This is a genomic window from Ruegeria sp. SATB045 (assembly GCF_059613525.1).
In genome coordinates this window covers 390208-412845 of sequence record NZ_JBXWSR010000037.1, presented here as the reverse complement: position 1 = coordinate 412845, position 22638 = coordinate 390208, and the positions used below count along the sequence as shown (strand labels likewise).

Annotated in this window: 26 protein-coding genes and 3 tRNA genes; 15 read left to right on the top strand and 14 right to left on the bottom strand. The window is 58.4% G+C overall.

Annotated elements, in window-relative coordinates; translation table 11 throughout:
- Window positions 1–27 precede the first annotated feature (27 nt).
- The 6 genes from AC2FNR_RS21735 (at window position 28) to AC2FNR_RS21710 (ending at window position 6672) form a co-directional block, all read left to right on the top strand.
- Entirely contained in the window at window positions 28–1185 is a 1158-nt protein-coding gene (locus AC2FNR_RS21735; protein ID WP_480867640.1) for an alpha-hydroxy acid oxidase, read from the top strand.
- A 124-nt stretch (window positions 1186–1309) separates the two neighbouring features.
- On the top strand, window positions 1310–4747 hold the full coding sequence (locus AC2FNR_RS21730) for a pyruvate carboxylase (RefSeq protein WP_496851400.1): 3438 nt from the start codon (window positions 1310–1312) through the stop codon (window positions 4745–4747).
- A gap of 78 nt (window positions 4748–4825) precedes the next feature.
- A complete protein-coding gene (locus AC2FNR_RS21725; RefSeq protein WP_496851399.1) occupies window positions 4826–5209 on the top strand; it encodes an MAPEG family protein in 384 nt (127 codons plus the stop codon).
- 316 nt (window positions 5210–5525) lie between these two features.
- Window positions 5526–5600: transfer RNA gene (locus AC2FNR_RS21720), tRNA-Gly, on the top strand.
- A gap of 33 nt (window positions 5601–5633) precedes the next feature.
- Window positions 5634–5708: transfer RNA gene (locus tag AC2FNR_RS21715), tRNA-Gly, on the top strand.
- 97 nt (window positions 5709–5805) lie between these two features.
- Window positions 5806–6672: a GNAT family N-acetyltransferase gene (locus AC2FNR_RS21710; RefSeq protein WP_170753097.1), complete on the top strand. Its 867-nt coding sequence runs from the start codon at window positions 5806–5808 to the stop codon at window positions 6670–6672.
- Here the strand turns inward: AC2FNR_RS21710 and AC2FNR_RS21705 are convergent.
- Window positions 6669–6908 carry an Lrp/AsnC family transcriptional regulator gene (locus tag AC2FNR_RS21705; RefSeq protein ID WP_170753098.1) on the bottom strand — a complete coding sequence of 80 codons (240 nt, stop codon included), beginning with the start codon at window positions 6906–6908 and terminating at the stop codon, window positions 6669–6671. The genes AC2FNR_RS21710 and AC2FNR_RS21705 overlap by 4 nt on opposite strands.
- A gap of 156 nt (window positions 6909–7064) precedes the next feature.
- On the opposite strand from AC2FNR_RS21705, the gene hisB reads away from it, so the two are divergent.
- Complete coding sequence (gene hisB, locus AC2FNR_RS21700; protein WP_170352535.1) at window positions 7065–7652, top strand: imidazoleglycerol-phosphate dehydratase HisB; 588 nt, start codon at window positions 7065–7067, stop codon at window positions 7650–7652.
- Entirely contained in the window at window positions 7653–8291 is a 639-nt protein-coding gene (gene hisH / locus AC2FNR_RS21695; RefSeq protein WP_496851396.1) for an imidazole glycerol phosphate synthase subunit HisH, read from the top strand.
- Between the two features lie 4 nt (window positions 8292–8295).
- Here the strand turns inward: hisH and AC2FNR_RS21690 are convergent, their stop codons facing one another.
- Window positions 8296–8697, bottom strand: coding sequence for a DUF2147 domain-containing protein (locus AC2FNR_RS21690; protein WP_496851394.1), 402 nt, complete (start codon window positions 8695–8697; stop codon window positions 8296–8298).
- Between the two features lie 134 nt (window positions 8698–8831).
- Here AC2FNR_RS21690 and hisA point away from each other — a divergent pair, with 134 nt between their 5' ends.
- A complete protein-coding gene (gene hisA / locus AC2FNR_RS21685) occupies window positions 8832–9554 on the top strand; it encodes a 1-(5-phosphoribosyl)-5-[(5-phosphoribosylamino)methylideneamino]imidazole-4-carboxamide isomerase (RefSeq protein ID WP_480867647.1) in 723 nt (240 codons plus the stop codon).
- Between the two features lie 16 nt (window positions 9555–9570).
- On the opposite strand, the gene AC2FNR_RS21680 is transcribed toward hisA, so the two are convergent.
- Complete coding sequence (locus tag AC2FNR_RS21680) at window positions 9571–9945, bottom strand: hypothetical protein (protein ID WP_496851392.1); 375 nt, start codon at window positions 9943–9945, stop codon at window positions 9571–9573.
- Between the two features lie 106 nt (window positions 9946–10051).
- A complete protein-coding gene (locus tag AC2FNR_RS21675; protein ID WP_170753524.1) occupies window positions 10052–10444 on the bottom strand; it encodes a DUF302 domain-containing protein in 393 nt (130 codons plus the stop codon).
- Window positions 10445–10618: 174 nt separating this feature from the next.
- On the opposite strand from AC2FNR_RS21675, the gene hisF reads away from it, so the two are divergent.
- From hisF to AC2FNR_RS21660, 3 genes are all read left to right on the top strand, one after another.
- Complete coding sequence (gene hisF / locus AC2FNR_RS21670; RefSeq protein WP_170756401.1) at window positions 10619–11380, top strand: imidazole glycerol phosphate synthase subunit HisF; 762 nt, start codon at window positions 10619–10621, stop codon at window positions 11378–11380.
- Complete coding sequence (locus AC2FNR_RS21665) at window positions 11377–11694, top strand: phosphoribosyl-ATP diphosphatase (protein WP_170753107.1); 318 nt, start codon at window positions 11377–11379, stop codon at window positions 11692–11694. The genes hisF and AC2FNR_RS21665 overlap by 4 nt, the downstream gene beginning before the upstream one ends.
- Before the next feature lie 61 nt (window positions 11695–11755).
- On the top strand, window positions 11756–12322 hold the full coding sequence (locus tag AC2FNR_RS21660) for a hypothetical protein (protein ID WP_353393802.1): 567 nt from the start codon (window positions 11756–11758) through the stop codon (window positions 12320–12322).
- Window position 12323: 1 nt separating this feature from the next.
- Here AC2FNR_RS21660 and AC2FNR_RS21655 read toward each other — a convergent pair whose 3' ends face one another.
- The 4 genes from AC2FNR_RS21655 to rlmB form a co-directional block, all read right to left on the bottom strand.
- A complete protein-coding gene (locus AC2FNR_RS21655; RefSeq protein ID WP_353393800.1) occupies window positions 12324–12794 on the bottom strand; it encodes a CoA-binding protein in 471 nt (156 codons plus the stop codon).
- Window positions 12795–12993: 199 nt separating this feature from the next.
- Window positions 12994–13449 carry a YHS domain-containing (seleno)protein gene (locus AC2FNR_RS21650; RefSeq protein WP_234899415.1) on the bottom strand — a complete coding sequence of 152 codons (456 nt, stop codon included), beginning with the start codon at window positions 13447–13449 and terminating at the stop codon, window positions 12994–12996.
- 100 nt (window positions 13450–13549) lie between these two features.
- On the bottom strand, window positions 13550–13852 hold the full coding sequence (locus tag AC2FNR_RS21645; RefSeq protein WP_353393909.1) for a hypothetical protein: 303 nt from the start codon (window positions 13850–13852) through the stop codon (window positions 13550–13552).
- A complete protein-coding gene (gene rlmB / locus AC2FNR_RS21640) occupies window positions 13833–14606 on the bottom strand; it encodes a 23S rRNA (guanosine(2251)-2'-O)-methyltransferase RlmB (RefSeq protein WP_496851388.1) in 774 nt (257 codons plus the stop codon). Before rlmB ends, AC2FNR_RS21645 begins: the two co-directional genes overlap by 20 nt.
- Before the next feature lie 116 nt (window positions 14607–14722).
- On the opposite strand from rlmB, the gene AC2FNR_RS21635 reads away from it, so the two are divergent.
- Window positions 14723–14806 (top strand) — tRNA-Tyr (locus tag AC2FNR_RS21635).
- Window positions 14807–14964: 158 nt separating this feature from the next.
- Here the strand turns inward: AC2FNR_RS21635 and AC2FNR_RS21630 are convergent.
- The 5 genes from AC2FNR_RS21630 to AC2FNR_RS21610 all read right to left on the bottom strand — a co-directional run bounded on the left by AC2FNR_RS21630 (window position 14965) and on the right by AC2FNR_RS21610 (window position 20393).
- Window positions 14965–15486: a DUF2478 domain-containing protein gene (locus AC2FNR_RS21630; protein ID WP_170352515.1), complete on the bottom strand. Its 522-nt coding sequence runs from the start codon at window positions 15484–15486 to the stop codon at window positions 14965–14967.
- Between the two features lie 71 nt (window positions 15487–15557).
- A complete protein-coding gene (locus AC2FNR_RS21625; protein WP_496851387.1) occupies window positions 15558–16223 on the bottom strand; it encodes an NnrU family protein in 666 nt (221 codons plus the stop codon).
- 102 nt (window positions 16224–16325) lie between these two features.
- A complete protein-coding gene (locus tag AC2FNR_RS21620; RefSeq protein WP_496851385.1) occupies window positions 16326–18386 on the bottom strand; it encodes an ABC transporter permease in 2061 nt (686 codons plus the stop codon).
- The gene (locus AC2FNR_RS21615; protein WP_496851383.1) at window positions 18383–19432 is read right to left on the bottom strand and encodes a quaternary amine ABC transporter ATP-binding protein; all 1050 of its coding nucleotides are present in this window, start codon (window positions 19430–19432) and stop codon (window positions 18383–18385) included. Before AC2FNR_RS21615 ends, AC2FNR_RS21620 begins: the two co-directional genes overlap by 4 nt.
- Before the next feature lie 10 nt (window positions 19433–19442).
- Entirely contained in the window at window positions 19443–20393 is a 951-nt protein-coding gene (locus AC2FNR_RS21610; RefSeq protein WP_209195063.1) for an ABC transporter substrate-binding protein, read from the bottom strand.
- Between the two features lie 390 nt (window positions 20394–20783).
- Between AC2FNR_RS21610 and AC2FNR_RS21605 the strand changes: the two genes are divergently transcribed.
- Both AC2FNR_RS21605 and AC2FNR_RS21600 read left to right on the top strand, forming a co-directional pair.
- The gene (locus AC2FNR_RS21605) at window positions 20784–21446 is read left to right on the top strand and encodes a DNA-3-methyladenine glycosylase I (RefSeq protein WP_496851381.1); all 663 of its coding nucleotides are present in this window, start codon (window positions 20784–20786) and stop codon (window positions 21444–21446) included.
- A gap of 41 nt (window positions 21447–21487) precedes the next feature.
- Window positions 21488–22174, top strand: a complete 687-nt coding sequence (locus AC2FNR_RS21600) for a hypothetical protein (RefSeq protein WP_496851379.1) — start codon at window positions 21488–21490, stop codon at window positions 22172–22174.
- A gap of 2 nt (window positions 22175–22176) precedes the next feature.
- Here the strand turns inward: AC2FNR_RS21600 and AC2FNR_RS21595 are convergent, their stop codons facing one another.
- A complete protein-coding gene (locus AC2FNR_RS21595) occupies window positions 22177–22578 on the bottom strand; it encodes a c-type cytochrome (RefSeq protein WP_480496895.1) in 402 nt (133 codons plus the stop codon).
- Between the last annotated feature and the right edge of the window lie 60 nt (window positions 22579–22638).

Here is a 22638-nt window from a genome sequence, read left to right as displayed (position 1 = left end):
ATCAGACGCCAACCACGATCAATCCGTATGGATTTGCACAGCAGATACCCCAGCATCGAAGATCTGAAGCGTCGGGCCAAAACCAGAATCCCCCATTTCGTGTGGGAATACCTGGACAGCGGTACCGGAGTCGAAGCGACACTCAACCGAAACCGCGCCGCCCTGGATCGCATTGGCTTTTTACCCTCAATCCTGCACGGAACGATATCTTGCGACACCGGCACCGATTTTTTGGGGAAACGTTACCCGCTCCCGTTTGGTGTAGCTCCGATCGGAATGGCGGGCTTGATCTGGCCCGATGCCGAGGGGGTTTTGGCGCGGGCCTGCGCGGCCGCAAGCCTGCCTTTTACCCTCTCAAACGTTGCGACCCAAAGCCCCGAAGACTTGGACGGCCACATCGGGGATGACGCGTGGTTTCAACTCTACCCCCCAAAGGACCCAGACATCCGCATGGATTTGCTCAACCGGGTCAAAGCTGCCGGATTCTCAACGCTGGTAATGACTGCGGACGTGCCGGTGGCGTCTCGACGGGAAAGACAAATCCGTTCGGGGCTTACGAACCCGCCCAGGCTGACCCCCCGCTTGCTGGCACAAATCATTCAACGGCCTGCATGGGCCCTTGCCATGGCGCGTAGCGGGCCACCGCGGATGCGCACATTGGACAAGTACACCGACGATTCAAGCAATCTCCCTCCGACAGCGCATGTTGGGTATCTACTGCGCACGTCGCCGGACATGGACTATGTCAGATGGCTGCGCGATGCGTGGGATGGTCCTTTCATAGTTAAAGGGGTTATGCGTGCCGAGGATGCTGAACCGCTGAAACAGGCGGGTGTCGACGCCTTGTGGATATCCAATCACGGTGGTCGACAGTTCGACGCCGCCCCCGCAAGTATCGAGGCGCTACCAGCCATTCGTGCCGCGACAGATCTGCCACTGATACTCGATAGCGGCATCGAAGGGGGGCTGGATATTCTGCGCGCGAAAGCACTGGGCGCAGATTTGGTCATGCTTGGGCGTGGGTTCATGTATGCTCTCGCAGCCCTAGGCGTCGATGGCCCTGACCATGCGATAGACATTCTGCGGCAAGATCTGCTGGCGAATATGGGTCAGCTGGGGGCAGAATCTCTAGATCACTTGCCACCTGCAATATCTCAGATTGATGCTGCGGCGCGGCACGTGTAATACGTTAGCGCCAACATAGGGCGTTTGCGAGCGTTAACATGCCGGTTCTACCCAGAACGACTGATATACGTGCGCGTATTGTCCGCTTATGAACACGGCCAAACCATAAAGACCGGGACCGCAAATGACCGACTTCAACAAGATCCTGATCGCCAACCGCGGCGAGATTGCCATTCGCGTGATGCGCGCAGCCAATGAGATGGGCAAACGCACCGTCGCTGTCTTCGCCGAAGAGGACAAGCTGGGCCTGCACCGTTTTAAGGCGGATGAGGCGTATCGCATTGGCGAAGGCATGGGCCCGGTGGCTGCATATCTTTCGATTGATGAAATCATCCGCGTCGCCAAGGAATGCGGCGCAGACGCGATCCACCCGGGTTACGGCCTGCTGTCGGAAAACCCCGATTTCGTGGATGCCTGTGTGCAGAACGGCATAACCTTCATCGGACCGAAAGCTGAAACCATGCGCGCCCTTGGCGACAAGGCCAGCGCCCGCCGCGTTGCGATTGCAGCTGGCGTTCCGGTCATTCCGGCAACCGAGGTTCTGGGCGATGACATGGACGCGATCCGCGCAGAGGCCGCCGAGATCGGTTACCCGCTGATGCTGAAGGCCAGCTGGGGCGGAGGCGGACGCGGGATGCGCCCGATCGAATCCGAGGCAGAGCTGGAAGAAAAGGTACTGGAAGGCCGCCGCGAGGCCGAGGCCGCTTTTGGCAATGGCGAAGGCTATCTGGAAAAGATGATCACCCGTGCCCGCCATGTCGAGGTGCAGATTCTGGGCGACAAGCACGGTGAGATTTACCACCTGTACGAACGCGACTGCTCGGTTCAGCGCCGGAACCAGAAGGTCGTGGAACGCGCCCCTGCCCCGTATCTGTCTGACGAACAGCGCGCGGAAATCTGTGAACTCGGCCGCAAAATCTGCGCCCATGTGAATTATGAATGCGCGGGCACGGTCGAATTCCTGATGGATATGGAAACCGGCAAGTTCTACTTCATAGAAGTGAACCCCCGCGTACAGGTCGAACATACCGTCACCGAAGAGGTCACGGGCATCGACATCGTGCAGGCGCAAATCCTGATCGCCGAGGGCAAAACTCTGGCCGAAGCAACTGGTGCTGCCAGCCAGTCCGACGTGCGTCTGAACGGTCACGCGCTGCAGACGCGGATCACGACCGAAGATCCGCAGAACAATTTTATCCCCGATTATGGCCGCATCACCGCCTATCGCTCGGCCACCGGAATGGGCATTCGTCTGGATGGCGGCACGGCCTATGCGGGCGGGGTGATCACGCGTTATTACGACTCGTTGCTGACCAAGGTCACGGCCAAGGCGCCCACGCCTGAGGCTGCGATTGCGCGGATGGACCGGGCGCTGCGCGAGTTCCGTATTCGCGGTGTCAGCACCAATATCGACTTTGTCATCAACCTGCTGAAACACCCGACCTTCCTGTCGAACGAATATACCACCAAGTTCATCGACACGACGCCGGACCTGTTTACCTTCAAGCGGCGCCGTGACCGGGGCACCAAGGTTCTGACCTATATCGCGGATATCACCGTCAACGGGCATCCTGAAACCAAGGACCGTCCCGAACCCCGCGCCGACCTGAAAGAGGCCAAACCGCCCGCTCTGAAGGGTGAACCCAAGATGGGCACCCGCAACCTGCTGGAGCAAAAAGGCCCGCAGGCCGTGGCCGACTGGATGAAGGCGCAGCGCCAGTTGCTGATCACCGACACCACCATGCGCGACGGGCACCAGTCGCTGTTGGCCACGCGGATGCGCTCGATCGACATGATCAAGGTGGCACCGACCTATGCGGCCAACCTGCCGCAGCTGTTCAGCGTCGAATGCTGGGGCGGTGCGACCTTTGATGTGGCCTATCGGTTCCTGCAGGAATGCCCGTGGCAGCGTCTGCGTGACCTGCGCGAAGCAATGCCGAATCTGATGACCCAGATGCTGCTGCGCGGCGCGAACGGGGTTGGCTATACCAACTACCCCGACAACGTGGTGCAGGAATTTGTCCGCCAGGCTTCGCAGAATATCGATGTGTTCCGGGTGTTTGACTCGCTGAACTGGGTCGAGAACATGCGCGTGGCCATGGATGCTGTCGTTGAAAGCGGCAAAATCTGTGAGGGCACCGTTTGTTATACCGGTGATATTCTGGACCCGGATCGCGCCAAATATGACCTGAAATACTATGTCGGCATGGCGAAAGAGCTGCGCGACGCGGGCGCGCATGTTCTGGGCCTGAAAGACATGGCGGGTTTGTTGAAGCCGGCCTCGGCCAAGATCTTGGTCCGCGCGTTGAAGGAAGAGGTCGGACTGCCGATCCACTTCCACACGCACGACACCGCGGGCATCGCCAGCGCCACCATTCTGGCCGCGTCCGAGGCGGGCGTGGACGCGGTGGATTGCGCGATGGACAGCTTCTCGGGCAACACTTCTCAGGCGACGCTGGGCACCGTGGTCGAGGCGCTGCGCCACACGGATCGTGACACCGGGTTGGACATCAAGGCCATCCGCGAGATCAGTGACTACTTCGAAGCAGTTCGTGGCCAATACGCGGCGTTTGAGTCCAGCCTGCAGGCTCCGGCCTCCGAGGTTTATCTGCACGAAATGCCCGGCGGTCAGTTCACCAACCTCAAGGCGCAGGCGCGCAGCTTGGGGCTGGAGGAACGCTGGCATGAGGTCGCTCAGATGTATGCCGACGTGAACCAGATGTTCGGCGATATCGTCAAGGTGACACCATCGTCCAAGGTGGTTGGTGACATGGCGCTAATGATGGTCAGCCAGGGCCTGACCCGTGCTGACGTTGAAAGCCCGGATACGGATGTGGCCTTCCCTGATTCAGTCGTGGACATGATGCGCGGCAACCTGGGCCAACCTCCGGGCGGGTTCCCCGACACCATCATCCACAAGGTCCTCAAGGACGAGGCTCCCAACACGGACCGCCCCGGCAAGGATGTACCTGCCGTCGATCTTGAAGCCACCCGCGCCGAGCTGTCGAAGCAACTGGAAGGCAAAGAGGTCGATGACGAGGATCTGAACGGGTATCTGATGTATCCCAAGGTCTTCCTGGACTATATGGGCCGCCACCGTACCTATGGTCCGGTTCGCACCCTGCCCACGCGCACCTTTTTCTATGGAATGGAACCGGGCGAAGAAATCACGGCCGAGATCGACCCCGGCAAGACGTTGGAAATTCGGTGTCAGGCTATTGGTGAGACCGACGAAAAAGGTGAAGTGAAGGTCTTTTTTGAACTCAACGGCCAACCGCGCGTAATTCGAGTACCGAACCGTCTTGTCACCTCATCGACACAGACGCGCCCCAAGGCTGAAACCGGCAACCCCGGCCACATCGGCGCACCAATGCCCGGCGTCGTCGCAACCGTTTCCGTTACTGCCGGACAAGAGGTGAAGGAAGGCGACCTGTTGCTGACCATCGAAGCCATGAAGATGGAAACTGGCATCCACGCAGAGCGTGACGCGACCGTTAAGGCGATCCACGTGCAGCCCGGCGGCCAGATTGACGCTAAGGACCTACTGGTCGAACTTGAGTGAACGATCTAGTTTAATTCCCAACCTTCGGGCCGCTCGGACATCCGGGCGGCCCGTCGCTTTGCAAACGGGAGGGAAAACATGCTGTCTATCACACCTATCTACGCTGCGCTGCTGGCGATCATCTACGTCGCTCTCAGCGGCTGGGTCATTAGTACCCGCCGGAGCCAAAAGATCTCGTATGGCGACTCGGGCAACGGCGAGATGCTTAAAGCGGTACGAACCCATTCCAACTTTGCAGAATATGCTCCGTTTGGGTTGCTGCTGATCGCCATGGTCGAGCTTCAGGGGGCGAGCGGCCTGTTGGTCAATCTGTTGGGGCTGTGTTTGCTGTCCGGACGCATGCTGCATGCCTACGGATTCGGTAAGACGCCTCAGATCGTTATCCTACGCCAACTCGGTATGGTTTTGACGTTCACAGCCCTTCTGGTGGCGGCTATCTCGAATCTGATATTGGCCTTTTGATCACCGCAACACGGGTCAGCCGGTCAAAACACGTGTTTCAACCCTAGGCAATTGCCCGAGGTCAGGCTCGGCCTTTCCAAGCCTGTCCTCGTCCCGCACACTCAGTGCACAGCTTAAAATGATCAAACCGGCCAATAGAGCCGTCTTTATGTCTGCTACCCGCTTCATTTCCTCGTTTCCATCCTTGTTGTTTTGCGTTGCTCTATGTGTTGAACACTTCAGCAGCGCATTTCCGTCGAAATATTTTTGCACCTTTTTGTGCTTTTCCGCTTGCAGCCCTGCGCGGGAATTTATACATCCCTCCTCACTCAACGGCGCGGGCGTAGCTCAGGGGTAGAGCATAACCTTGCCAAGGTTAGGGTCGGGCGTTCGAATCGCCTCGCCCGCTCCATTGAGAGGTCTTCGGACCAACATAGTATCTGATGCGGGCGTAGCTCAGGGGTAGAGCATAACCTTGCCAAGGTTAGGGTCGGGCGTTCGAATCGCCTCGCCCGCTCCAGATACCAAATTCTTGAAACTTTTCTGGCCACCTGCCAATTGTTGCGCCATTCTGTTGGCGTTGTAGGTGTTATCGTTACAAGTTTCAGGATTTTAACATGTCAGGATATAGTATCAGGTCACTGACCGCCGATGAATTGCAACACGCCGTTGACTGGGCCGGCCGCGAAGGGTGGAACCCCGGCGTGCACGACGCTCAGTGTTTTCGCCCAACAGACCCAAGTGGATTTCTGGGCGGCTTTCTGGATGGTGAGATGATCGCGTCGGTCTCGGCCGTGAACTATGACGACGCTTTTTCGTTCCTTGGCTTTTACATTGTTCGGCCCGAATTTCGACATCACGGCCACGGTCTCGAGATAGCCAGACACGCACTTGCCCATTGTGAAGGCCGCAACATGGGGCTGGATGGCGTGGTCGAGCAACAGGATAATTACCGGAAATCAGGGTTCACCTTTGCCTACAACAATTTCCGCTTCGGCGCCCCCGTTCGACAGGTCTTGCCCAAACTGGGTCAAGTTCTGGGCAATGGGGTTGCGCCCATAAAGACAGCCACCGACGCCCTTAAAGCCTACGACCGACAGCTATTCCCGGCAGCGCGGGACGCATTTTTGCAAAGCTGGCTAAGCGCCTACTCCCACATCTCACGCGTCTACACCGAAAATGGTCAGATCAGAGGATATGCCACCCTTCGCCCCTGCAAAACGGGGTACAAAGTCGGCCCGCTTTTTGCCGATGACGCCGCAATTGCTCAGGCGCTTTTGGCCAGTTTGCTCGCCGCTATTCCCGTAGATCATCGCGATCACGATGTCTTTGTCGACATGCCCCAGCCCAACGATGCCGCCATCGCGATGGCGCAGCAGTTGGAGTTAAAGAAAGTGTTCGAAACAGCGCGCATGTATTCCGATCATGAACCGGACATCGACCTGAGTCGGGTTTTCGGGGTAACTACGTTTGAGTTGGGTTAGAACGCCTTGAACGTCATCGTGGTCAGCGATCTTTCGATATCAGGAATCACCAGCAAGTTTTCGTTGATGAAATGACCCACATCTTCAGTTTCCGGAATATAGAGCTTTAGCAGCAGGTCGTATTCACCACTGGTCGAATAAAGCTCGGAATGAATTTCGCGCAGGGCGATGTCTTCGGCCACCTTATAGGTGGTGCCGGGTTTGCAGCGGATCTGGATGAAAACGCAGGTGGACATGGGCCGGGCCTTATTGGTTCGTGTTGGTCGCAAGCTGGCACGAGGCGCGCCAGGGTGCAACCACCTGCAACAGTTTACGGCGAATGCGCCTTTGCGGTCTGGATATGCGCGCCCTTCCCCGTCTATAAGCGCGCCTGTAGCAAAAGGAATTCGCCCATGCGCAGCGCAAAGATCAGCCGTCAGACCGCCGAAACCGAAATCTCGGTCGAGGTCAATCTGGACGGCACCGGCACCTATGACAACCAGACCGGCGTCGGGTTCTTCGATCATATGCTGGACCAGCTGGCGCGTCATTCGCTGATCGACATGACGATCCGCGCCAAGGGCGATTACCACATCGACGACCACCACACGGTCGAAGACACCGGCATCGCGCTGGGTCAGGCGCTGACGCAGGCATTGGGCGACAAGAAGGGCATCCGGCGCTATGGCGAATGCCATTTGCCGATGGATGACGCGCAGGTGCGCTGTGCGCTTGACCTGTCGGGCCGTCCGTTCCTGATCTGGAACGTGGACCTGCCGACGCACAAGATCGGCACGTTCGACACCGAGTTGGTACGTGAGTTCTTTCAGGCGCTGTCCACCCATGGCGGCATCACCCTGCATATCGACCAGTTGCACGGCTTCAACAGCCACCACATTGCCGAAGCTGCCTTTAAAGCCGTCGCCCGCGCCCTGCGACTCGCGGTCGAAACCGACCCGCGCAAGGCGGATGCGATTCCATCCACGAAAGGCGCGCTGTAGATGCTGACAGCGATCATTGACTACGAAAGCGGCAACCTGCACTCGGCGGAAAAGGCGTTTCAGCGGATGGCGCGGGAATTGGATGCGGGCGAGGTCGTCGTGACCGCGGACGCAGATGTTGTCGCGCGCGCCGACCGGCTGGTTCTGCCTGGCGACGGGGCTTTCCCGGCCTGCGCCGCCGAACTGCGCGGCCATAAGGGCATCCACGACGCCATGGTTGAGGCGGTGGAGCAAAAAGGCCGTCCGTTTCTTGGCATCTGCGTCGGGATGCAGCTGATGGCCTCTACAGGCCATGAATACACCGATACTGATGGTCTGGGCTGGGTTGCGGGCGATGTGGTGCGGATTGAACCGTCAGACAGCGCGCTGAAAGTCCCGCACATGGGCTGGAACGATCTGGTTCTGGAAAGCGATCACCCGGTGTTTGACGGGATAAAATCCGGCGATCACACCTATTTCGTCCACTCCTACCACTTTCGGGTCGCGGACCCAGCACAGCGCCTGGCCTATGTGGACTATGGGCAGGACGTCACGGCCGTGATTGGCCGTGACACGATGGTTGGAATGCAGTTTCACCCTGAGAAAAGCCAGGATGTGGGGCTGCGCATGATCGGCAACTTCCTGACGTGGAAGCCCTGATCCTTTACTGAACCCGGGTCCAGGCCTGGCCGCGGCAGATCAGACCACCCGCAGCACAGCCTTTGACGGTCAGCTTGTTCTGGCTGTCCAGCTGCATCTTTGAACTGTAGGTCTTATCGCGGTCCGGGGCCCAGATTTTGCCACCACCATAAGCGCCATCCCCTTGCGCCTGCATATCCCAGATCATCTGTTTACCCAGATTCTCATAGTTCAACGATTGATTGCCCGAGGCGTCAAACGCGCTATCGATGGTTCCACAGATGGCACTGCCGCAGGGCTGGATCGAAACGTGCAGATAGTTGCCTTCATCTCCGGGCTCGGTTTTCCAAAGACCGTCGACCGGGTCTGCCAGCGCTGCCGTAGCAAGAACAGAAAAGGCCGCTGCTGCAATGAATGTAGATTTCATGATCTTCTCCCTTTTATGAGGCCACTTTGTCGCGCCTTATGTCGTCGGGCAAGAATGACCCCGCGTCGCGTTGCATCCCCTGCCCCGCTTGTGCGATATCCCCCGCGTGTAACACTGATATAGGGCCGCCGATCATGATCCTCTACCCCGCCATCGACCTCAAAGACGGCCAGGCCGTGCGCCTGTTGCGTGGCGAAATGGACAAGGCGACTGTGTTCAATGACGACCCGGCCGCCCAGGCGAAAGCATTTGTCGAAGCCGGCTGCGAGTGGCTGCATCTGGTCGACCTGAACGGTGCCTTCGCCGGCGAGCCGGTCAATGCCGCCCCGGTCGAGGCGATCCTGTCGGCATGCAAAGTCCCCGCCCAGCTAGGTGGAGGCATCCGCGACATGACAACAATCGAAACCTGGATCGACAAAGGGCTCGCCCGCGTCATTCTTGGTACCGTTGCGGTCGAAAATCCCGATCTGGTCCGCGAAGCCGCGCGTGAGTTTCCCGGCAAGGTCGCCGTGGGTATCGACGCCCGCAACGGCATGGTCGCCACCAAAGGCTGGGCCGAGGAAACCGATGTCGAGGTCACCGAACTTGCCCGCAGTTTCGAGGATGCGGGCGTCGCGGCCATCATCTACACCGATATCAACCGCGACGGCGCGATGCAGGGCCCGAATATTGAAGCCACAGCCGCCCTCGCCCGCGCCGTGTCCATTCCGGTGATCGCGTCGGGCGGAGTGAGCTCGCTGGATGATCTGATCGCCCTGCGCGATTGTGGCGTGGAATTGAATGGCGCCATTTCGGGCCGTGCGCTGTACGACGGGGCGCTTGATCTGAAAGAAGCGCTGGCCACGCTCGGCGCGTAATCAAGCCGACCGGCGGTTATTCCAGCTTCCATGTGTGTTTCCGGGGCTGCCCATCTTTGTATGGCTGCAGCTCCGTTTCACTGATTTTTATGAATTGAAAACAACCCGTCCAGTCTCCGGTCTTTTCGCACCACTTATCGCCATCAACATACCACTCGCCGTCGTAGGAGTTTCCCCCGAAATTACCGGCAAGTTTACCTTTTTTGCGACCAGTGCTGTATGCCTGTGCCCACTGCGTCTTGTCATCCTGATTAGAAATAGACCGGACTGTTGACCCGGGTAGGGTTGCCAAAAATTCTGACTTGGACATGAAATCTTGCGCAAACGCTCCGGTGGTAAACACCCCGACACACATCACTGCTGCGCTGATTGTTTGTAAGGCAATTTTCATAAAAAACCTCCCAATATGTGCTTTGAAATGCGGCAATTCTATCACAAATCGCCGCCATCCCAAAACTTGAGAGGTATCGCCACGCACCCGCCGGCGTGGCAGAACCTTATTGCGCGGCCGCTGCAGTCAGTTTGGCCAGTGCGCCGCGCATCTTTTCGATGACTGGGGCGTCAGAGACACCATTGAGATCCTCCAAGGTCTCTTTCGGGTCTTCATAGGCCAACCAAACCTGCCCGTTGGCGTCCTCATAAGCCTGAACCTTCAGCGGCAGGAACAGCCCGGCGCGCGGGTCGATCTGCATGGCGGGTGTACCAAGTGCAGGGTTGCCGAAGATCAGCACCTGATTGGCCGGGATCGGTGTACCCACCTTCTCGGCGCCGGCGGCATGGTCGACACGGGCAAAGACGGTTGCGCCTGCATTGCCGACAGCAGCCTCAAGCGCGTCCAACGCCTCGGCCACGGATTTATTTGTCTCAACTTTGATGATGTCGTCTGCCATGGCGGACAGTGCCCCTCCGAATGTGAGTATTGAAGCCAGAATAAGATGTCGCATCTCGATAATCCTTTTCATGAATTTCATCCCTAATTTCCACGGCTTCGCGGGAGATCACAATCACAAGTCTGGCATCGGCGGGGCTTTGCCGTTAGAGGTGCGCCAACAAAGGACTTCGACATGCTGAAAACACGCATCATTCCCTGCCTGGACGTCGCTGATGGCCGCGTGGTCAAGGGCGTCAATTTTGTTGGCCTGCGCGATGCGGGCGATCCGGTGGAATCGGCCAAGGCCTATGATGAGGCTGGCGCGGATGAGATCTGTTTTCTGGACATTCACGCCACCCATGAAAACCGCGGCACCATGTTCGACGTGGTTCAGCGCACGGCCGAGCAGTGCTTTGTCCCCCTGACCGTTGGCGGCGGCGTACGCACCAAGGACGATGTTCGTGCCCTGCTGTTGGCCGGGGCGGATAAGGTCAGCTTCAACTCGGCCGCCGTGGCCAACCCCGATGTGATCGCCGAATCCGCCGATCAGTTCGGCAGTCAGTGCATCGTGTGCGCCATTGACGCCAAAACCGTCAGCCCCGGCAAGTGGGAGATTTTCACCCATGGCGGCCGCAAGCCCACCGGTATCGACGCGGTCGAGTTCGCCAAAACCGTCGTTGCCAAGGGTGCGGGTGAAATCCTGCTGACATCAATGGATCGCGACGGCACCAAGGCGGGGTTCAACCTGCCGCTGACCCGCGCCATTTCTGATGCTGTGGACGTGCCGGTGATCGCCTCGGGCGGGGTCGGCAATCTGGATCATCTGGTCGAAGGCGTCACCGAAGGTGGGGCCAGTGCGGTTCTTGCGGCCTCGATCTTCCATTTCGGCGAATACACTATCCGCGAGGCCAAAGAGCATATGGCCGCCGCCGGCATCCCCATGAGGCTGACATGAGTATCCTGCACGATCTGGCCGCCACGATCGACTCGCGCAAGGGGACGGACCCAGACAGCAGTTGGACGGCCAAGCTGTTGTCCAAAGGCCCCGAGAAATGCGCCGAGAAATTCGGCGAAGAGGCCGTAGAAGCCATCATCGAAGCAGTCAAGAACGACAAAGCCGGGCTGACAGCCGAGGCAGCGGATGTGCTGTATCACCTGCTGGTCATGTTGGCCGCGCGCGATGTGGCGCTGGATGACGTGTTGGCCGAACTGGCCCGCCGTCAAGGTATCAGCGGCATCTCCGAAAAAGCTGCAAGGCCAAAGGACTAGGCTTTCGCCGACGTGCCTTTATGATCGGGTTTCAACACCGAACGGATCAAAGGGCCCGCAGATGATCAAAACCTTGGCCACCCTATTGGCCCTTGTGGCGCTGACTGCTTGTGCCAGCCCTCCGTCCCAGACCGGGGACGAGGCGCAGCGTCTGGCCACCGAAATCCGAAATCTGGGCCCCGGCATTGATCCATCCGAGGCCGACCGCGCTGCACGTATCACCTATGCCTATACCGCGCAGCTGGCGCAGGAATACCAGATTACCGATCCTCCGCTGATCCACAATGCCAAGGTCAACAAGGGCCTAAAGCCGCGCGGACTGTGCTGGCACTGGGCCGAGGATATCGAGCAGCGTCTGAACCAAGAAGGTTTCAAAACCCTGAAGATTCACCGGGCCATCGCCAATGCGGATAACCCGCTGCGAATTGACCACAGCACCGCGATTATCAGTCGCTCAGAGGATGAGATGCAGGACGGAATCATTCTGGACCCCTGGCGGTACGGCGGAACTCTTTTTTGGTCACCCTTCAGCGAGGACACCCGATATGACTGGGTCCCGCGCGAGATTGTGTTGGCACAAAGGCGTATCGAACAATACGGCGAGCTCCTCGCCTATACAGGCGAATAGCTTATAGCTTGGACGAGATCACCCCGGTCGCGAACCCACCCATCCGCAGCTCGCCGAAAAGGCGCTGATATTCGATCTTGGGACAGCGATTCATCACCACATCAACACCGCGCGTCTGCGCCTTTGCTGCAGCGTCGGCGTGTTCTACACCGATCTGCATCCAAATGGTTCCCAATTCCGGAAACGCATCCAGTGCTTGATCAACGATCGGAGGGACAGCCTCGGACCGTCGAAAAATATCAACCATATCGACCGATTCCCGAACATCTAACAAAGACGCCCGAACCTTGGTGCCAAACAGCTCTTTTCCCGCATGCCCAGGATTGACCGGGATAACCGTGTACCCCTTGAGCGATAAGTAGCGCGCAACATAATAGCTGGGCCGGACCGGGTTCATCGAAACACCAACCACGGCGACAGTTTTCGTGCGCTTAAGGATGTTCGACAGAAATGCGTCTGTGTATTCAGTCATGCCGCCACCCTATGCGCAGTCCATCAAAGAAAAAAGCGCCCAGGTGATAACCCGGGCGCAAGGTGTTGGAACGAGGGACAGTGAAATGACCCGCGGCAGTTCCGTTCCGCGGTCACTGTGACATTTAAGCATGTCCCGGTTAAAAAAAAGAGGGGGAGCGCATTTTTGTGATGACAGATCACGAAAAGCGGAAATTCGCCTAGTTCTCGTAGAGGATAACAGGCCAGTTTGCCTCGGCCATTCGAATAAAACCGCTTGTATCCTGTTCCCACATACGCTCGATCGCTGGCGAATGCGTCAGGTAAAGGCGTCCATCGATCACCTGCCACAGGTTCGGGTCTGTACTGACCAATTCCCCCTGAGCCATTGCATAAGCGCAGTACCCTCCGAACTGAGGCGCGTACGCACGCGGGTTCATTTCGAACGCATCACGGTTTTCAGGTGTCGCAAAGTGCCACTCGGCCCCTTTCCACACCACAGAATACTCTGGACGGCCGCGAACAGGGGCATCGCCGTTGAAATACGACACCGCATCATACCCAGCCATGGCTGCGCCATCCGTCTTGTAAAACACGGGTAAGTGCTGCGCGAACGCAGCAGGAGCAAGCATAGAGGCGGTTATCGCGCCCAATAGGAAACGTCGGTACATCTTCATAAGGTCTTCATTAGGAAGTCAGGGTATCAAGATGCAATTGATTAACGCCGCTGAAACCCCAATTAACGCGGATGTGATCGCGCGTGGGCGAATAAACGCCCTAGTCGAAAATATCCTCGATCACATCCCATGCTTCGTCGAACACGCGTGAAAAGACGCTCTTTTTCTTCTTCTTTTTGGTCTTTCGCTGTTTTTCGATTCGGTGGTCCGACTTTGCGTCGGACAGCTTGCGCTTCGGCACCATTTTGAGGTCGTGCAACGGTGCGCCGCAACTTGAACAGCTTAGCTCGTGGCGTTGCTTACCTTTCAGGACCAGCGCAGCTCGGGTGCCGCAATAGCAGCAGGTGACAATTTTCGAAGGGGTGGAAATGGCGCTCTCCTGTCTATCTATGCCTTGAAGCATATAGGGCAATTGCGGCCGCATTTGAGACATTCAGCGATCCAAAGCCGCCTGCCGCGTCAATTTTCACCAAGTGGTCAACGGTTTCCTTGGTTTTCTGCCTCAACCCCGGCCCCTCGGCCCCAAGCACCAAGGCGACCGGTTGGTCGAACTTGCTATCCAGCGTCGCCTCAATCGTCTGCTCGGCCTCACCGTCCAGGCCCAGGACCAGAAAACCCATATTCTGCAGCTCAACGATTGTATCGGCCAAGTTGCGCATGCGCAGGTAAGGTTGCCGCTCTAGCGCTCCGCTGGCCGTTTTGGCCAAGGCACCGGTTTCCGGCGCCGAGTGGTGACGGGTGCCGATGACCGCGCTGGCCCCCAGAACCTCGGCCGAGCGGAGAATCGCCCCGACGTTATGCGGGTCGGTCACACGGTCCAGCAGAATGACACGCGGATGTTCACGCCCGATACAGTTCTCAGCCAATCCGCCCCAGTCCAGCGGCTTGACCTCAAGCGCCGCGCCCTGATGCACCGAGCCGGGATCAATCGGAGCCGTGAACTTGCGCGGATCAACCATTTCAGCCTCGATCCCTGCGAATTCAATGGCTTCGTTCAGCTTGTCGCGGGCATTCCGGGTCACGATTAGGCGCAATTTCTGCCGTTTGGGGTTCATCAGGGCATCGCGCACAGCGTGCAAGCCGAACAGCCATACAGCTTCAGAAGCGGCCGCCTTGCGCGCCTGTTCCTTTTCAACGACCCACTTGGGTTTCTTCATTTCTTGGGCCTCCTGGCCGGGAATTCGGTTTCCTGCGCCAAAGCAGTATTTTCCTGTTGACGCTCGTTTAAGGCGCTAGTAATCACGCCTCCACGTCAGGTGCAACGCCTGACAGTGGGCGACAGGCCGCAAGGTGTGGCAGGGGACTGTAACTCCCTCGCGGAGACGCACGCCTGGTTCGATTCCAGGGTCGCCCACCATCTTCCTCAGATGGTAAAAAAGCGCAACGGGTTGCGTAATGTGCAGCGCGCATCATCTCCGTTCGCGAAATTGAATCTCTGAGTGACGTTGCGAGTTTTCAAAAAAAACGCCCTTGGCATACCAAAGGCGTTGTTTTTGTATGATGAAAGAACCCGCGTTAAGCAGCGGCTGCTCGTTGCGCTGTGATACGGTCAAACCATTCCAGAATGGCATCGCGTTTCGGCGTGATTTCTTCTGCTCCGCCGCCCGTGAACTCTTGGAACTTTTCCATGTTAAGACCGTTCACGCCAACCAAAACAGGGATGTCCTGCGCCAATGCCTCGGCAATCAAAGGACGAAACCCGCGCCCGTCAGCCTCATGTTTGCCGAACTTGTTGACGATCAACAATTGCGGCTTGTCGGCAAGCGAAGCGGTCACATACCCCACAGCCTGTTCCAGCGCGGCTGGGTCCAACCGGCATCCTCGGGATTGGGTGCCCAGTGACTGCGAGATGCGGATGGTGTCACCTTCGGGTAGAACGCGCACGTCCATATCGCATTTGGTGCTGTCAACGCATTCAGTGTTGGTCTGCACAACGCCTGCAAGCCGAGCGCCAGATTTCAACAGTTGTTCAGCAGCTGCGGCCAGCAAAAGATCGGTCGCGCCACGGTCGGTGGTGGTTACATAGCCCAGGTACATTCAGAGACCCTCGTCGTAAAACTGTGACATTCCAGATAGCACGCAAGATACGCTCCGGCCACTCCTTTACCCTAAGGTAAAGGAGAAAGTCCGATCACAGCTGCGTGCAGGTGAAGCAGAACCGCGTATGCGGCAAGTGAAACCAGCCAGACCCAAAGGGGTGGCCAGGGATGCGGGGCGCGCAGGGAAAAGCGCGCGGTGTTACGGGACAGGCGAATCCATTCGATGCCCATCTCGCGGGATTTGCGCTGGTCAATCAAGGCCATTCCCATCGCCGCGAACACCGCGAACAGGCCAAACAGGATCACGTGCGAAAGGCTGCCATTGGCCAGCAGATGCGCCAGTGCCCAAAGCATCAGCGCCGCCAGCACCGGATGTCGAGTGGCGCGCAGAACGCCCGGCTTTTCCGGATCGAACGGGCGTTGACCCAATCCACCGAATGAGAACGGATTCTGTATCGCCACACCGGCGGCGGCCAGCCACAAGGCGATAGGCATGACCAACAATGGTAACCAGCGGAAAACAGGCCAAGGTGGGATGACCTCGACATAGGGCGCGCGACTGGCTGCGACAATCAGCCAGCCCAGAACCAGCAGTGACAAAGCCGAATAAGCGGCGAAATATCCCTTGCGCCCCAACGCTGTGATCAACTGCCCACGCAAGGCGGGACGCGCCGGAATAGCGTGCGTCAGCATGAATGTGATCAGCGCTGCAAGGAATAGGACCCAACCAGTCATCAGAGTCTCCGAACGTGTTGCGCCCGGTTTAGCCCTATAGGTTGGGACCGTCTTTGTTCGAAATCAAGCCAGGCGGGGCGGTCGCGCCGCCCCTGCCCTGAGTTATAGTCCCAGTGCCTTGCGGCGTTCCTCGGCAAAGCCCTGCACCATACGGTCGGCGATCAGCGCCAGAATGGCCATCGCCGCCCCGGCCGAGATGCCAAGCCCCACATCCGCCTGCCCCAACGCCAGATAGATCGACTGGCCCAGACCGGTGGTGCCGATCAGTGCCGCGATCACCAGCATCGCAAATGCATAGAGGATGGTTTGGTTCAGCCCCAGCAGGATGGTCGGCGCGGCATAGGGCGCGCGGACATCGCGCATGATCTGCCACTCGGTCGCGCCGCTGGAGATTGCGGCCTCCATCATTTCCTCGGGTGTGTTTACCAGACCATGGCGGGTGTACCGGATCATCGGCACGATCGCATAGGCGCAGATCGCCAGAAACGCCGAGAACTCGCCAATCTGGAACACCATCAGCACCGGGATCAGGAACACGAATAGAGGGATCGTTTGCAGCATGTCACAGATCGGGCGGACGATTTTCCAGACGGGCGTCCAAACCGCGCTGGCCAGACCGATCAGCCCGCCGACCACAGCACAGGAAAACACCGCCGCACCGCTGAGGTAAAGCGACAGCAAGGCGCGCTCCCACAGGCCCGAGACGAGGATGGTGCAAAGCAGCCCCACTGACAGCGCAGCCAGTCGCCAGCCGCCTGCAACATAGCTGAGCGCAGCGGCACCGGTCAGGACAAAGGGCCATGGCAGGTTCGCAATGCCAGTTTCCAACATGCCGATCAGGATCAGCACAACCAGCCCTCCGGTCAGATGCCCGCGCCATGCCATCAGCGCAGCGATGACGGCAGCCACGGCGAACAGGCCATAGCTCATGCTCGGCGTCCACTGAAAGCCCCACGTAAACGGCAACACTGCCTGATCCAGACCAATCCGCAGAGGCAGCAGCACATAGAACAGCGAGTTGTTCTTGAGCGCATCTAACCACGGACCGTTGGCCTGAGTGAAGGCGGTCAAGCCGCTGTCAATCGCTTCGGCCATCGGATCCAGAAGGGTCAGCTCGGACGGGTTCGGCAGCCACAGCCAGAAGGCCGCAGTGAACAGCACGGTAAAGCCCAGAACCGCCCAGACGACTCGCTGGTCATAGCGTTTGCGTTCGGTGGCGAGCGTGCCGCTCATACGGTCGATGACGACGGCAAACACCACGATCACAAGACCGGCCATCAGGGATTCGCCGAACTGCGCCTTGCGCATGGTCAGCAGAACCTCCCAGCCGATATCGTTGAAGCCACCGATCACGGCCGCGATGATCACCATCGACAAGGCCGCCATCAGGCATTGGTTCACACCGACCATGATCTGCGTTGCCGCTGCCGGGATTTCCACCTGAAACAGCTGCTGGAACCGTGTGCCACCGGACATGATGGCGGCCTCTTTGATCTCGGGCTCGACCCGTTCCAAGCCCAGCATCACGTTGCGCGCCATGGGCGGTGCCGCGTAGATGGCCGACGCGATCAAACCCACCACCGGGCCAAAACCAAAGAGCAGCAGCAAAGGCGTCAGATAAGCGAAGGTCGGCACGGTCTGCATGACGTCCAGCACGGCCTGAACAAAATTTTTCACGCGGGGGATCTCATTGGCCAGAATGCCGATCCCTCCACCCACAACCAGCGCCACTGGGACCGAAACGGCCACCAGCGCCAGAGTGTTCATGCTTTCAGCCCAATAGCCCGAGGCCAGCACGAAGCTGAGGCCGAAGAACCCCAGCGCCGCCATGGGCAGCCCGCCCAGATACCAGCCCAGCGCGGTGACAAGCCCAATCAGGATCGGCCATGGCGTATTTGCCAGAACGAAATTCGCCGCATCCATCGGATAGGTCATCAGGTCGGAAAACAACCGCATCGCCGGTTTGATGCCGTTCAGGAACCAGTCGAGGAAGGCTCCGACCCACTGCGTCGCCGGCAACTCCCATGCGGCGGGCCATTTAACCAGCCACGGGGCAATACCCTCAAGCGCAAGACACAGCGCGCCGACGACAACAGTAATCAGTGCCGCCTTGGCTCCGATCGTCAGGCGCGCCTGTGCAGGGATGTCCGTGATCGCCGTCATGTCTCATCCACCTGAAGCGCCGCAGCCAGATCGGACGGGTGAACCGTGCCGACGATATTGCCCGCCTCATCCCGCACGGGCACCGGTTCGTACAGCTCCATGCAATGCGCCAGCGCGGCGTCCAATGTCATACTGGTTGTCAGACCGGGATCGTCCGGGCCACGTTCGGAATCGTCGCGCATGACCGAGGCGACCTTGGCGTGTTGGCCCTTGGCGACGTCTTTCGAGAATTCGCGTACATAGTCATCGACCGGGCGCAGCACGATATCGGTGGGCGTGCCGATCTGCACGATCTTGCCATCGCGCATGATCGCGATGCGGTCGGCCAGTTTCAGCGCCTCTTGGATATCGTGAGTGATAAAGACGATGGATTTCTTCAACGTCGCCTGAATGCGCAGGAATTCGTCCTGCAACTGACGACGGATCAGGGGATCGAGGGCCGAGAACGGCTCATCCAAAAACCAGATGTCGGGGTTCACGGCAAGGCTGCGGGCGATTCCCACGCGCTGCCGCTGACCGCCCGAAAGCTGCCGAGGGAAGCTGTCTTCGCGCCCCTCAAGACCGACCAATGAGATCACCTCTTGCGCGCGGGCCAGACGTTCCTTTTTTCCGACGCCCTGAACACGCAGCGGATAGGCCACGTTTTCGGCGACGGTCATATGGGGGAAAAGACCGAAATGCTGGAACACCATGCCCAGCTTCTTACGGCGCAGGTCCGTCAGTACCTTCTTCGAGGCTCCAATGACGTTCTCGCCATCCACGCGGATTTCACCGCCCGTACCGGGTAGCAGTTGCGAGATGCAGCGGATCAGCGTCGATTTGCCCGAACCCGACAGGCCCATGATAACGAAAAGCTCGCCCTCTTTGACCTCGAAATTGGCGTCCTGCACGGCAGGGATGAACCCGCGTTCGCGCAGATCGGAGGCGGCTTTGTCGGAGTCACTCCCTGACCGAGACAGCGCGTCGGTCAGGGCCTTGTCTGCACCGGGGCCAAACACCTGCCAGAGATTCTGGCAGGCAATGGCTGGCGTTTTAGCTTGCGTCACTTAGGCTGGCTCACTGTGTTGCCGCGTCAACGACCGGACGCCACTTACCTTCGTTCTCAGCCATCCACGCAGCGACGACTTCCTCGACCTTGCCGCCATCGACGTCGATCGCGCCCATCATCGGCTGCTGATCTTCGACCGCCAGCTGATAGTTGGTCAGGATTTCATAAGCTGCGGGCCATTTGTCTTCCATGCCGCTCCAGCTTGCCTTGAAGATACGCGAGGGCGAAAAGTCGCAATCATTCACCGCGTTGGGATTGGGGCCCCATGCGGGATCGTTGAAACAGGCTTCTTCACCAACGGGCAGGTCAACAAATTGCACGTCATAGGCCGACATCGCCCAATGCGGTTGCCAGAAGGTAATCAGCAGCGGTGATTTACGCTCGGTCGAGGCGCGCAGCTCGGCGATCAAAGCGCCTTCCGAACCAGCGGGCACGGCTTTGAACGGCAGTTCCAGACCGGTCATACGGTCCGCGCCAGGAGTCCCCCAATCCGCCGGGTAATCGACCAAACGACCACCGGGCAGCGTTTCAGCCGTTGCGAAAACCTGCGCGCAGTCTTTCAGAGCTTCCCATGCGGGCAGACCCGGGCACAGTTCGGCCACGTGGGCAGGATAGGCGATGCCTTCCTTGGCGTTCAGGCCCAGATCACCGATTTCCACAACGGTGCCTTCGTCGACCTTCTTGGCATATTCGTCGGAAACGTTCGACGACCAGATTTCGAGCGTCGCATCGATATCGCCATCGGCCAGTGCCTGGAACTGGTTCATCATGCCAGCCGTGACATATTCCACGTTGTACCCTGCGGCTTTCAGCATCTCACCGGCCACATGGGTGGTCACATGCTGACCAGTCCACTCGTTGATCGCCAATTTGATCGGTTCATCCACGGCGCCCATATCGGCCGCAAAAGCCGAGCCCGCAACGGTCATCGCCAAAAGGCTTACACTGAGTTTTTTCATCGACATTCTCCCTGTCTTTTTTGCTTCGCCCGCCCCGGCACAAGCACGCACCTTGGGGGCTGTCTCACGACATTACCATGCCGCAACATGCACAATTAAAGCCGGAAAGGGAAAGCAAACAGTTGGGTCCAGCGCGGAAATCATACGCTCGACCGACCTAAATGTCCCCCGCCTGCCGGCATGCACCGAAAGCCCGCCCCCACGTGTTTTCACATTTCGCTGGGCACGGACATTGATTGACCAGTCAATCACAAACCAGAATCACCTGATTTGTCGAGTGTTTCTTTCCAATTTTCCAACTTTTTTCCCGAAACGCTTAGGCCTTGCCCAGTATTCGGGGCCTTGAAACCCCGGGCCTGACAAGCAACGCTGATCAGAAAGGACACCGCTATGCACCATTTTGACGATATCTTTCGGATGGCCGCCGACCGACATGGCGGTGCCGACGCCCTGAATTCGCAGCTCGAGACACCCAAATCCCCTGAAGTACTGGCGGATCTGCCAGAAGACCGCTGGCTATCGGTGATGACCAAATGCATATTTCAGGCCGGTTTCAGCTGGAAAGTGATCGAGTCCAAATGGGACGGGTTCGAGGCTGCGTTCGACGGTTTTGACGTGGGCCGATGCGCCTTCATGAACGACGAAAAGTTCGACAACGTCTTGGAAGATACCCGAATCGTGCGCAACGGCACCAAGATCGCCGCCGTGCGTGACAACGCGGCCTTTCTGCTGGAACTGCGTGAAGAAGGTGGTGCAGGCCGGGTGTTGGGTGGCTGGCCTTCGACCGACTTTGTCGGTCTGCTTGAGATGCTGCGTAAGCGTGGTGCGCGCTTGGGGGGAACCTCGGCGCAGATCGCAATGCGCTTTGCAGGCCGTGACAGCTTCATTCTCTCGCAGGACGTCACCGCACGGTTGATTGCCGAAGGCGTCGTAGACAAAGCGCCGACCTCGAAGAAAGCCATGAACGCTGTGCAGGCTGCTTTTAATACGTGGATGGATCAATCCGGGCTTTCGCTCACGGAAATCAGCCGCGTTCTGGCTATGAGCGTTTGAAAACAGGTTGCAGGTTGAAGGTCAGGGATTAAGGTCGGAACATGTTGCGCCTCTTTTTGATGACGTCTTTGTTGTTTCTTTACTCGTGCGGCCGTCCCCTAACGGAAAACGAGGTCGCCTTTGCAAGCGCTGTTCAGGGCAACACGCTGGACCTAAAGAACGTACGTTTGGTCGAAGGCGCCCCGGTCGTGCCGATCACCTTTTATCGCAAAGACCGTCCGCGCCTGGCCTGCCGCGAGCGTATCCTGCCGCCAACCAAGGAAGGCGTGGTCACTGCAAAACCTGCCGCCGTCGCGTTATTTAACAAAGTCTACTTCACGAAAGACTGGTACCTCGAGGATTATATGTCCGAGTTTCCGGAACAGATGGATCTGATCGCCGCCATGTTGCTGGCCCATGAATTGACCCACGTGTGGCAGTGGCAGAACCGGCAAACCACGGGCTATCACCCATTGCGTGCAGCGGCCGAGCATGGGGGCAATACGGATCCTTATCAATTTGATCTGACGACCTCGCCCGATTTCCTGTCCTACGGGTTCGAGCAGCAGGGCGCTATTGTCGAGGAATACATCTGCTGCCGTGCACTGGACCCTACAGCACCGCGCACGCAACGGCTGCATGAAATGCTGGGACAGCACTTTGACCTAGCAGCGCTGCCCGGCGAACGCCGCGAACGGGACGTGGTGATCCCCTGGGCCGATGCTGAAATCGAGGGAATTTGCCGTTAAGGCTATTTCGCTTGCAACGTTTGCAGATACGCTACTAAGTCCACAATTGGCTGGCTTGTCAGAATTGGCTGCCCTTGAGGTGTTTTCATCGAAGTATCCTGACCATCGAAATATGGCCCGTAGACCGGCATAGGGCTGCCGTGACTGACCAAGGGATCGCGCCCGTCAATCCGCGCGACAACACGTGCGACCGGGAAAGTGCCATCCGCGCTGGCCAATGTGGTCAAATCTGTCGGCTGGATCACCAGCACCCCGGCCATAGGACCCTGCCCGGTAGCATCAATGCCGTGGCACGTCGCGCAATAGTGCTGGTACAGTTTCGCACCCTCTTGCACATCCTGCGCTATGGCCTGAGACCCCATTGCTAACCCTATCGAAACAAGCCCGAGTACCCGTCTGATCATCGCATCCTCCTGTCACGACTGACATTTGCAGACTTGCTCGTTGCGCAGCTTGGCGCAATG

Bases quoted from the DNA above. Each gene is read 5' to 3' on its own strand.
- AC2FNR_RS21735 (WP_480867640.1), top strand. From the start codon at position 28: ATGGATTTGCACAGCAGATACCCCAGCATCGAAGATCTGAAGCGTCGG.
- AC2FNR_RS21710 (WP_170753097.1), top strand. From the start codon at position 5,806: ATGTCAGGATATAGTATCAGGTCACTGACCGCCGATGAATTGCAACAC.
- AC2FNR_RS21610 (WP_209195063.1), bottom strand. From the start codon at position 20,393: ATGAAAAAACTCAGTGTAAGCCTTTTGGCGATGACCGTTGCGGGCTCG.
- AC2FNR_RS21690 (WP_496851394.1), bottom strand. From the start codon at position 8,697: ATGAAATCTACATTCATTGCAGCAGCGGCCTTTTCTGTTCTTGCTACG.
- AC2FNR_RS21725 (WP_496851399.1), top strand. From the start codon at position 4,826: ATGCTGTCTATCACACCTATCTACGCTGCGCTGCTGGCGATCATCTAC.
- hisH (WP_496851396.1), top strand. From the start codon at position 7,653: ATGCTGACAGCGATCATTGACTACGAAAGCGGCAACCTGCACTCGGCG.
- hisA (WP_480867647.1), top strand. From the start codon at position 8,832: ATGATCCTCTACCCCGCCATCGACCTCAAAGACGGCCAGGCCGTGCGC.
- AC2FNR_RS21650 (WP_234899415.1), bottom strand. From the start codon at position 13,449: ATGAAGATGTACCGACGTTTCCTATTGGGCGCGATAACCGCCTCTATG.
- AC2FNR_RS21605 (WP_496851381.1), top strand. From the start codon at position 20,784: ATGCACCATTTTGACGATATCTTTCGGATGGCCGCCGACCGACATGGC.
- AC2FNR_RS21730 (WP_496851400.1), top strand. From the start codon at position 1,310: ATGACCGACTTCAACAAGATCCTGATCGCCAACCGCGGCGAGATTGCC.
- hisF (WP_170756401.1), top strand. From the start codon at position 10,619: ATGCTGAAAACACGCATCATTCCCTGCCTGGACGTCGCTGATGGCCGC.
- AC2FNR_RS21645 (WP_353393909.1), bottom strand. From the start codon at position 13,852: ATGCTTCAAGGCATAGATAGACAGGAGAGCGCCATTTCCACCCCTTCG.
- hisB (WP_170352535.1), top strand. From the start codon at position 7,065: ATGCGCAGCGCAAAGATCAGCCGTCAGACCGCCGAAACCGAAATCTCG.
- AC2FNR_RS21680 (WP_496851392.1), bottom strand. From the start codon at position 9,945: ATGAAAATTGCCTTACAAACAATCAGCGCAGCAGTGATGTGTGTCGGG.
- AC2FNR_RS21625 (WP_496851387.1), bottom strand. From the start codon at position 16,223: ATGACTGGTTGGGTCCTATTCCTTGCAGCGCTGATCACATTCATGCTG.
- AC2FNR_RS21630 (WP_170352515.1), bottom strand. From the start codon at position 15,486: ATGTACCTGGGCTATGTAACCACCACCGACCGTGGCGCGACCGATCTT.
- AC2FNR_RS21655 (WP_353393800.1), bottom strand. From the start codon at position 12,794: ATGACTGAATACACAGACGCATTTCTGTCGAACATCCTTAAGCGCACG.
- AC2FNR_RS21660 (WP_353393802.1), top strand. From the start codon at position 11,756: ATGATCAAAACCTTGGCCACCCTATTGGCCCTTGTGGCGCTGACTGCT.
- AC2FNR_RS21665 (WP_170753107.1), top strand. From the start codon at position 11,377: ATGAGTATCCTGCACGATCTGGCCGCCACGATCGACTCGCGCAAGGGG.
- AC2FNR_RS21705 (WP_170753098.1), bottom strand. From the start codon at position 6,908: ATGTCCACCTGCGTTTTCATCCAGATCCGCTGCAAACCCGGCACCACC.
- AC2FNR_RS21675 (WP_170753524.1), bottom strand. From the start codon at position 10,444: ATGGCAGACGACATCATCAAAGTTGAGACAAATAAATCCGTGGCCGAG.
- AC2FNR_RS21600 (WP_496851379.1), top strand. From the start codon at position 21,488: ATGTTGCGCCTCTTTTTGATGACGTCTTTGTTGTTTCTTTACTCGTGC.
- rlmB (WP_496851388.1), bottom strand. From the start codon at position 14,606: ATGAAGAAACCCAAGTGGGTCGTTGAAAAGGAACAGGCGCGCAAGGCG.
- AC2FNR_RS21595 (WP_480496895.1), bottom strand. From the start codon at position 22,578: ATGATCAGACGGGTACTCGGGCTTGTTTCGATAGGGTTAGCAATGGGG.
- AC2FNR_RS21620 (WP_496851385.1), bottom strand. From the start codon at position 18,386: ATGACGGCGATCACGGACATCCCTGCACAGGCGCGCCTGACGATCGGA.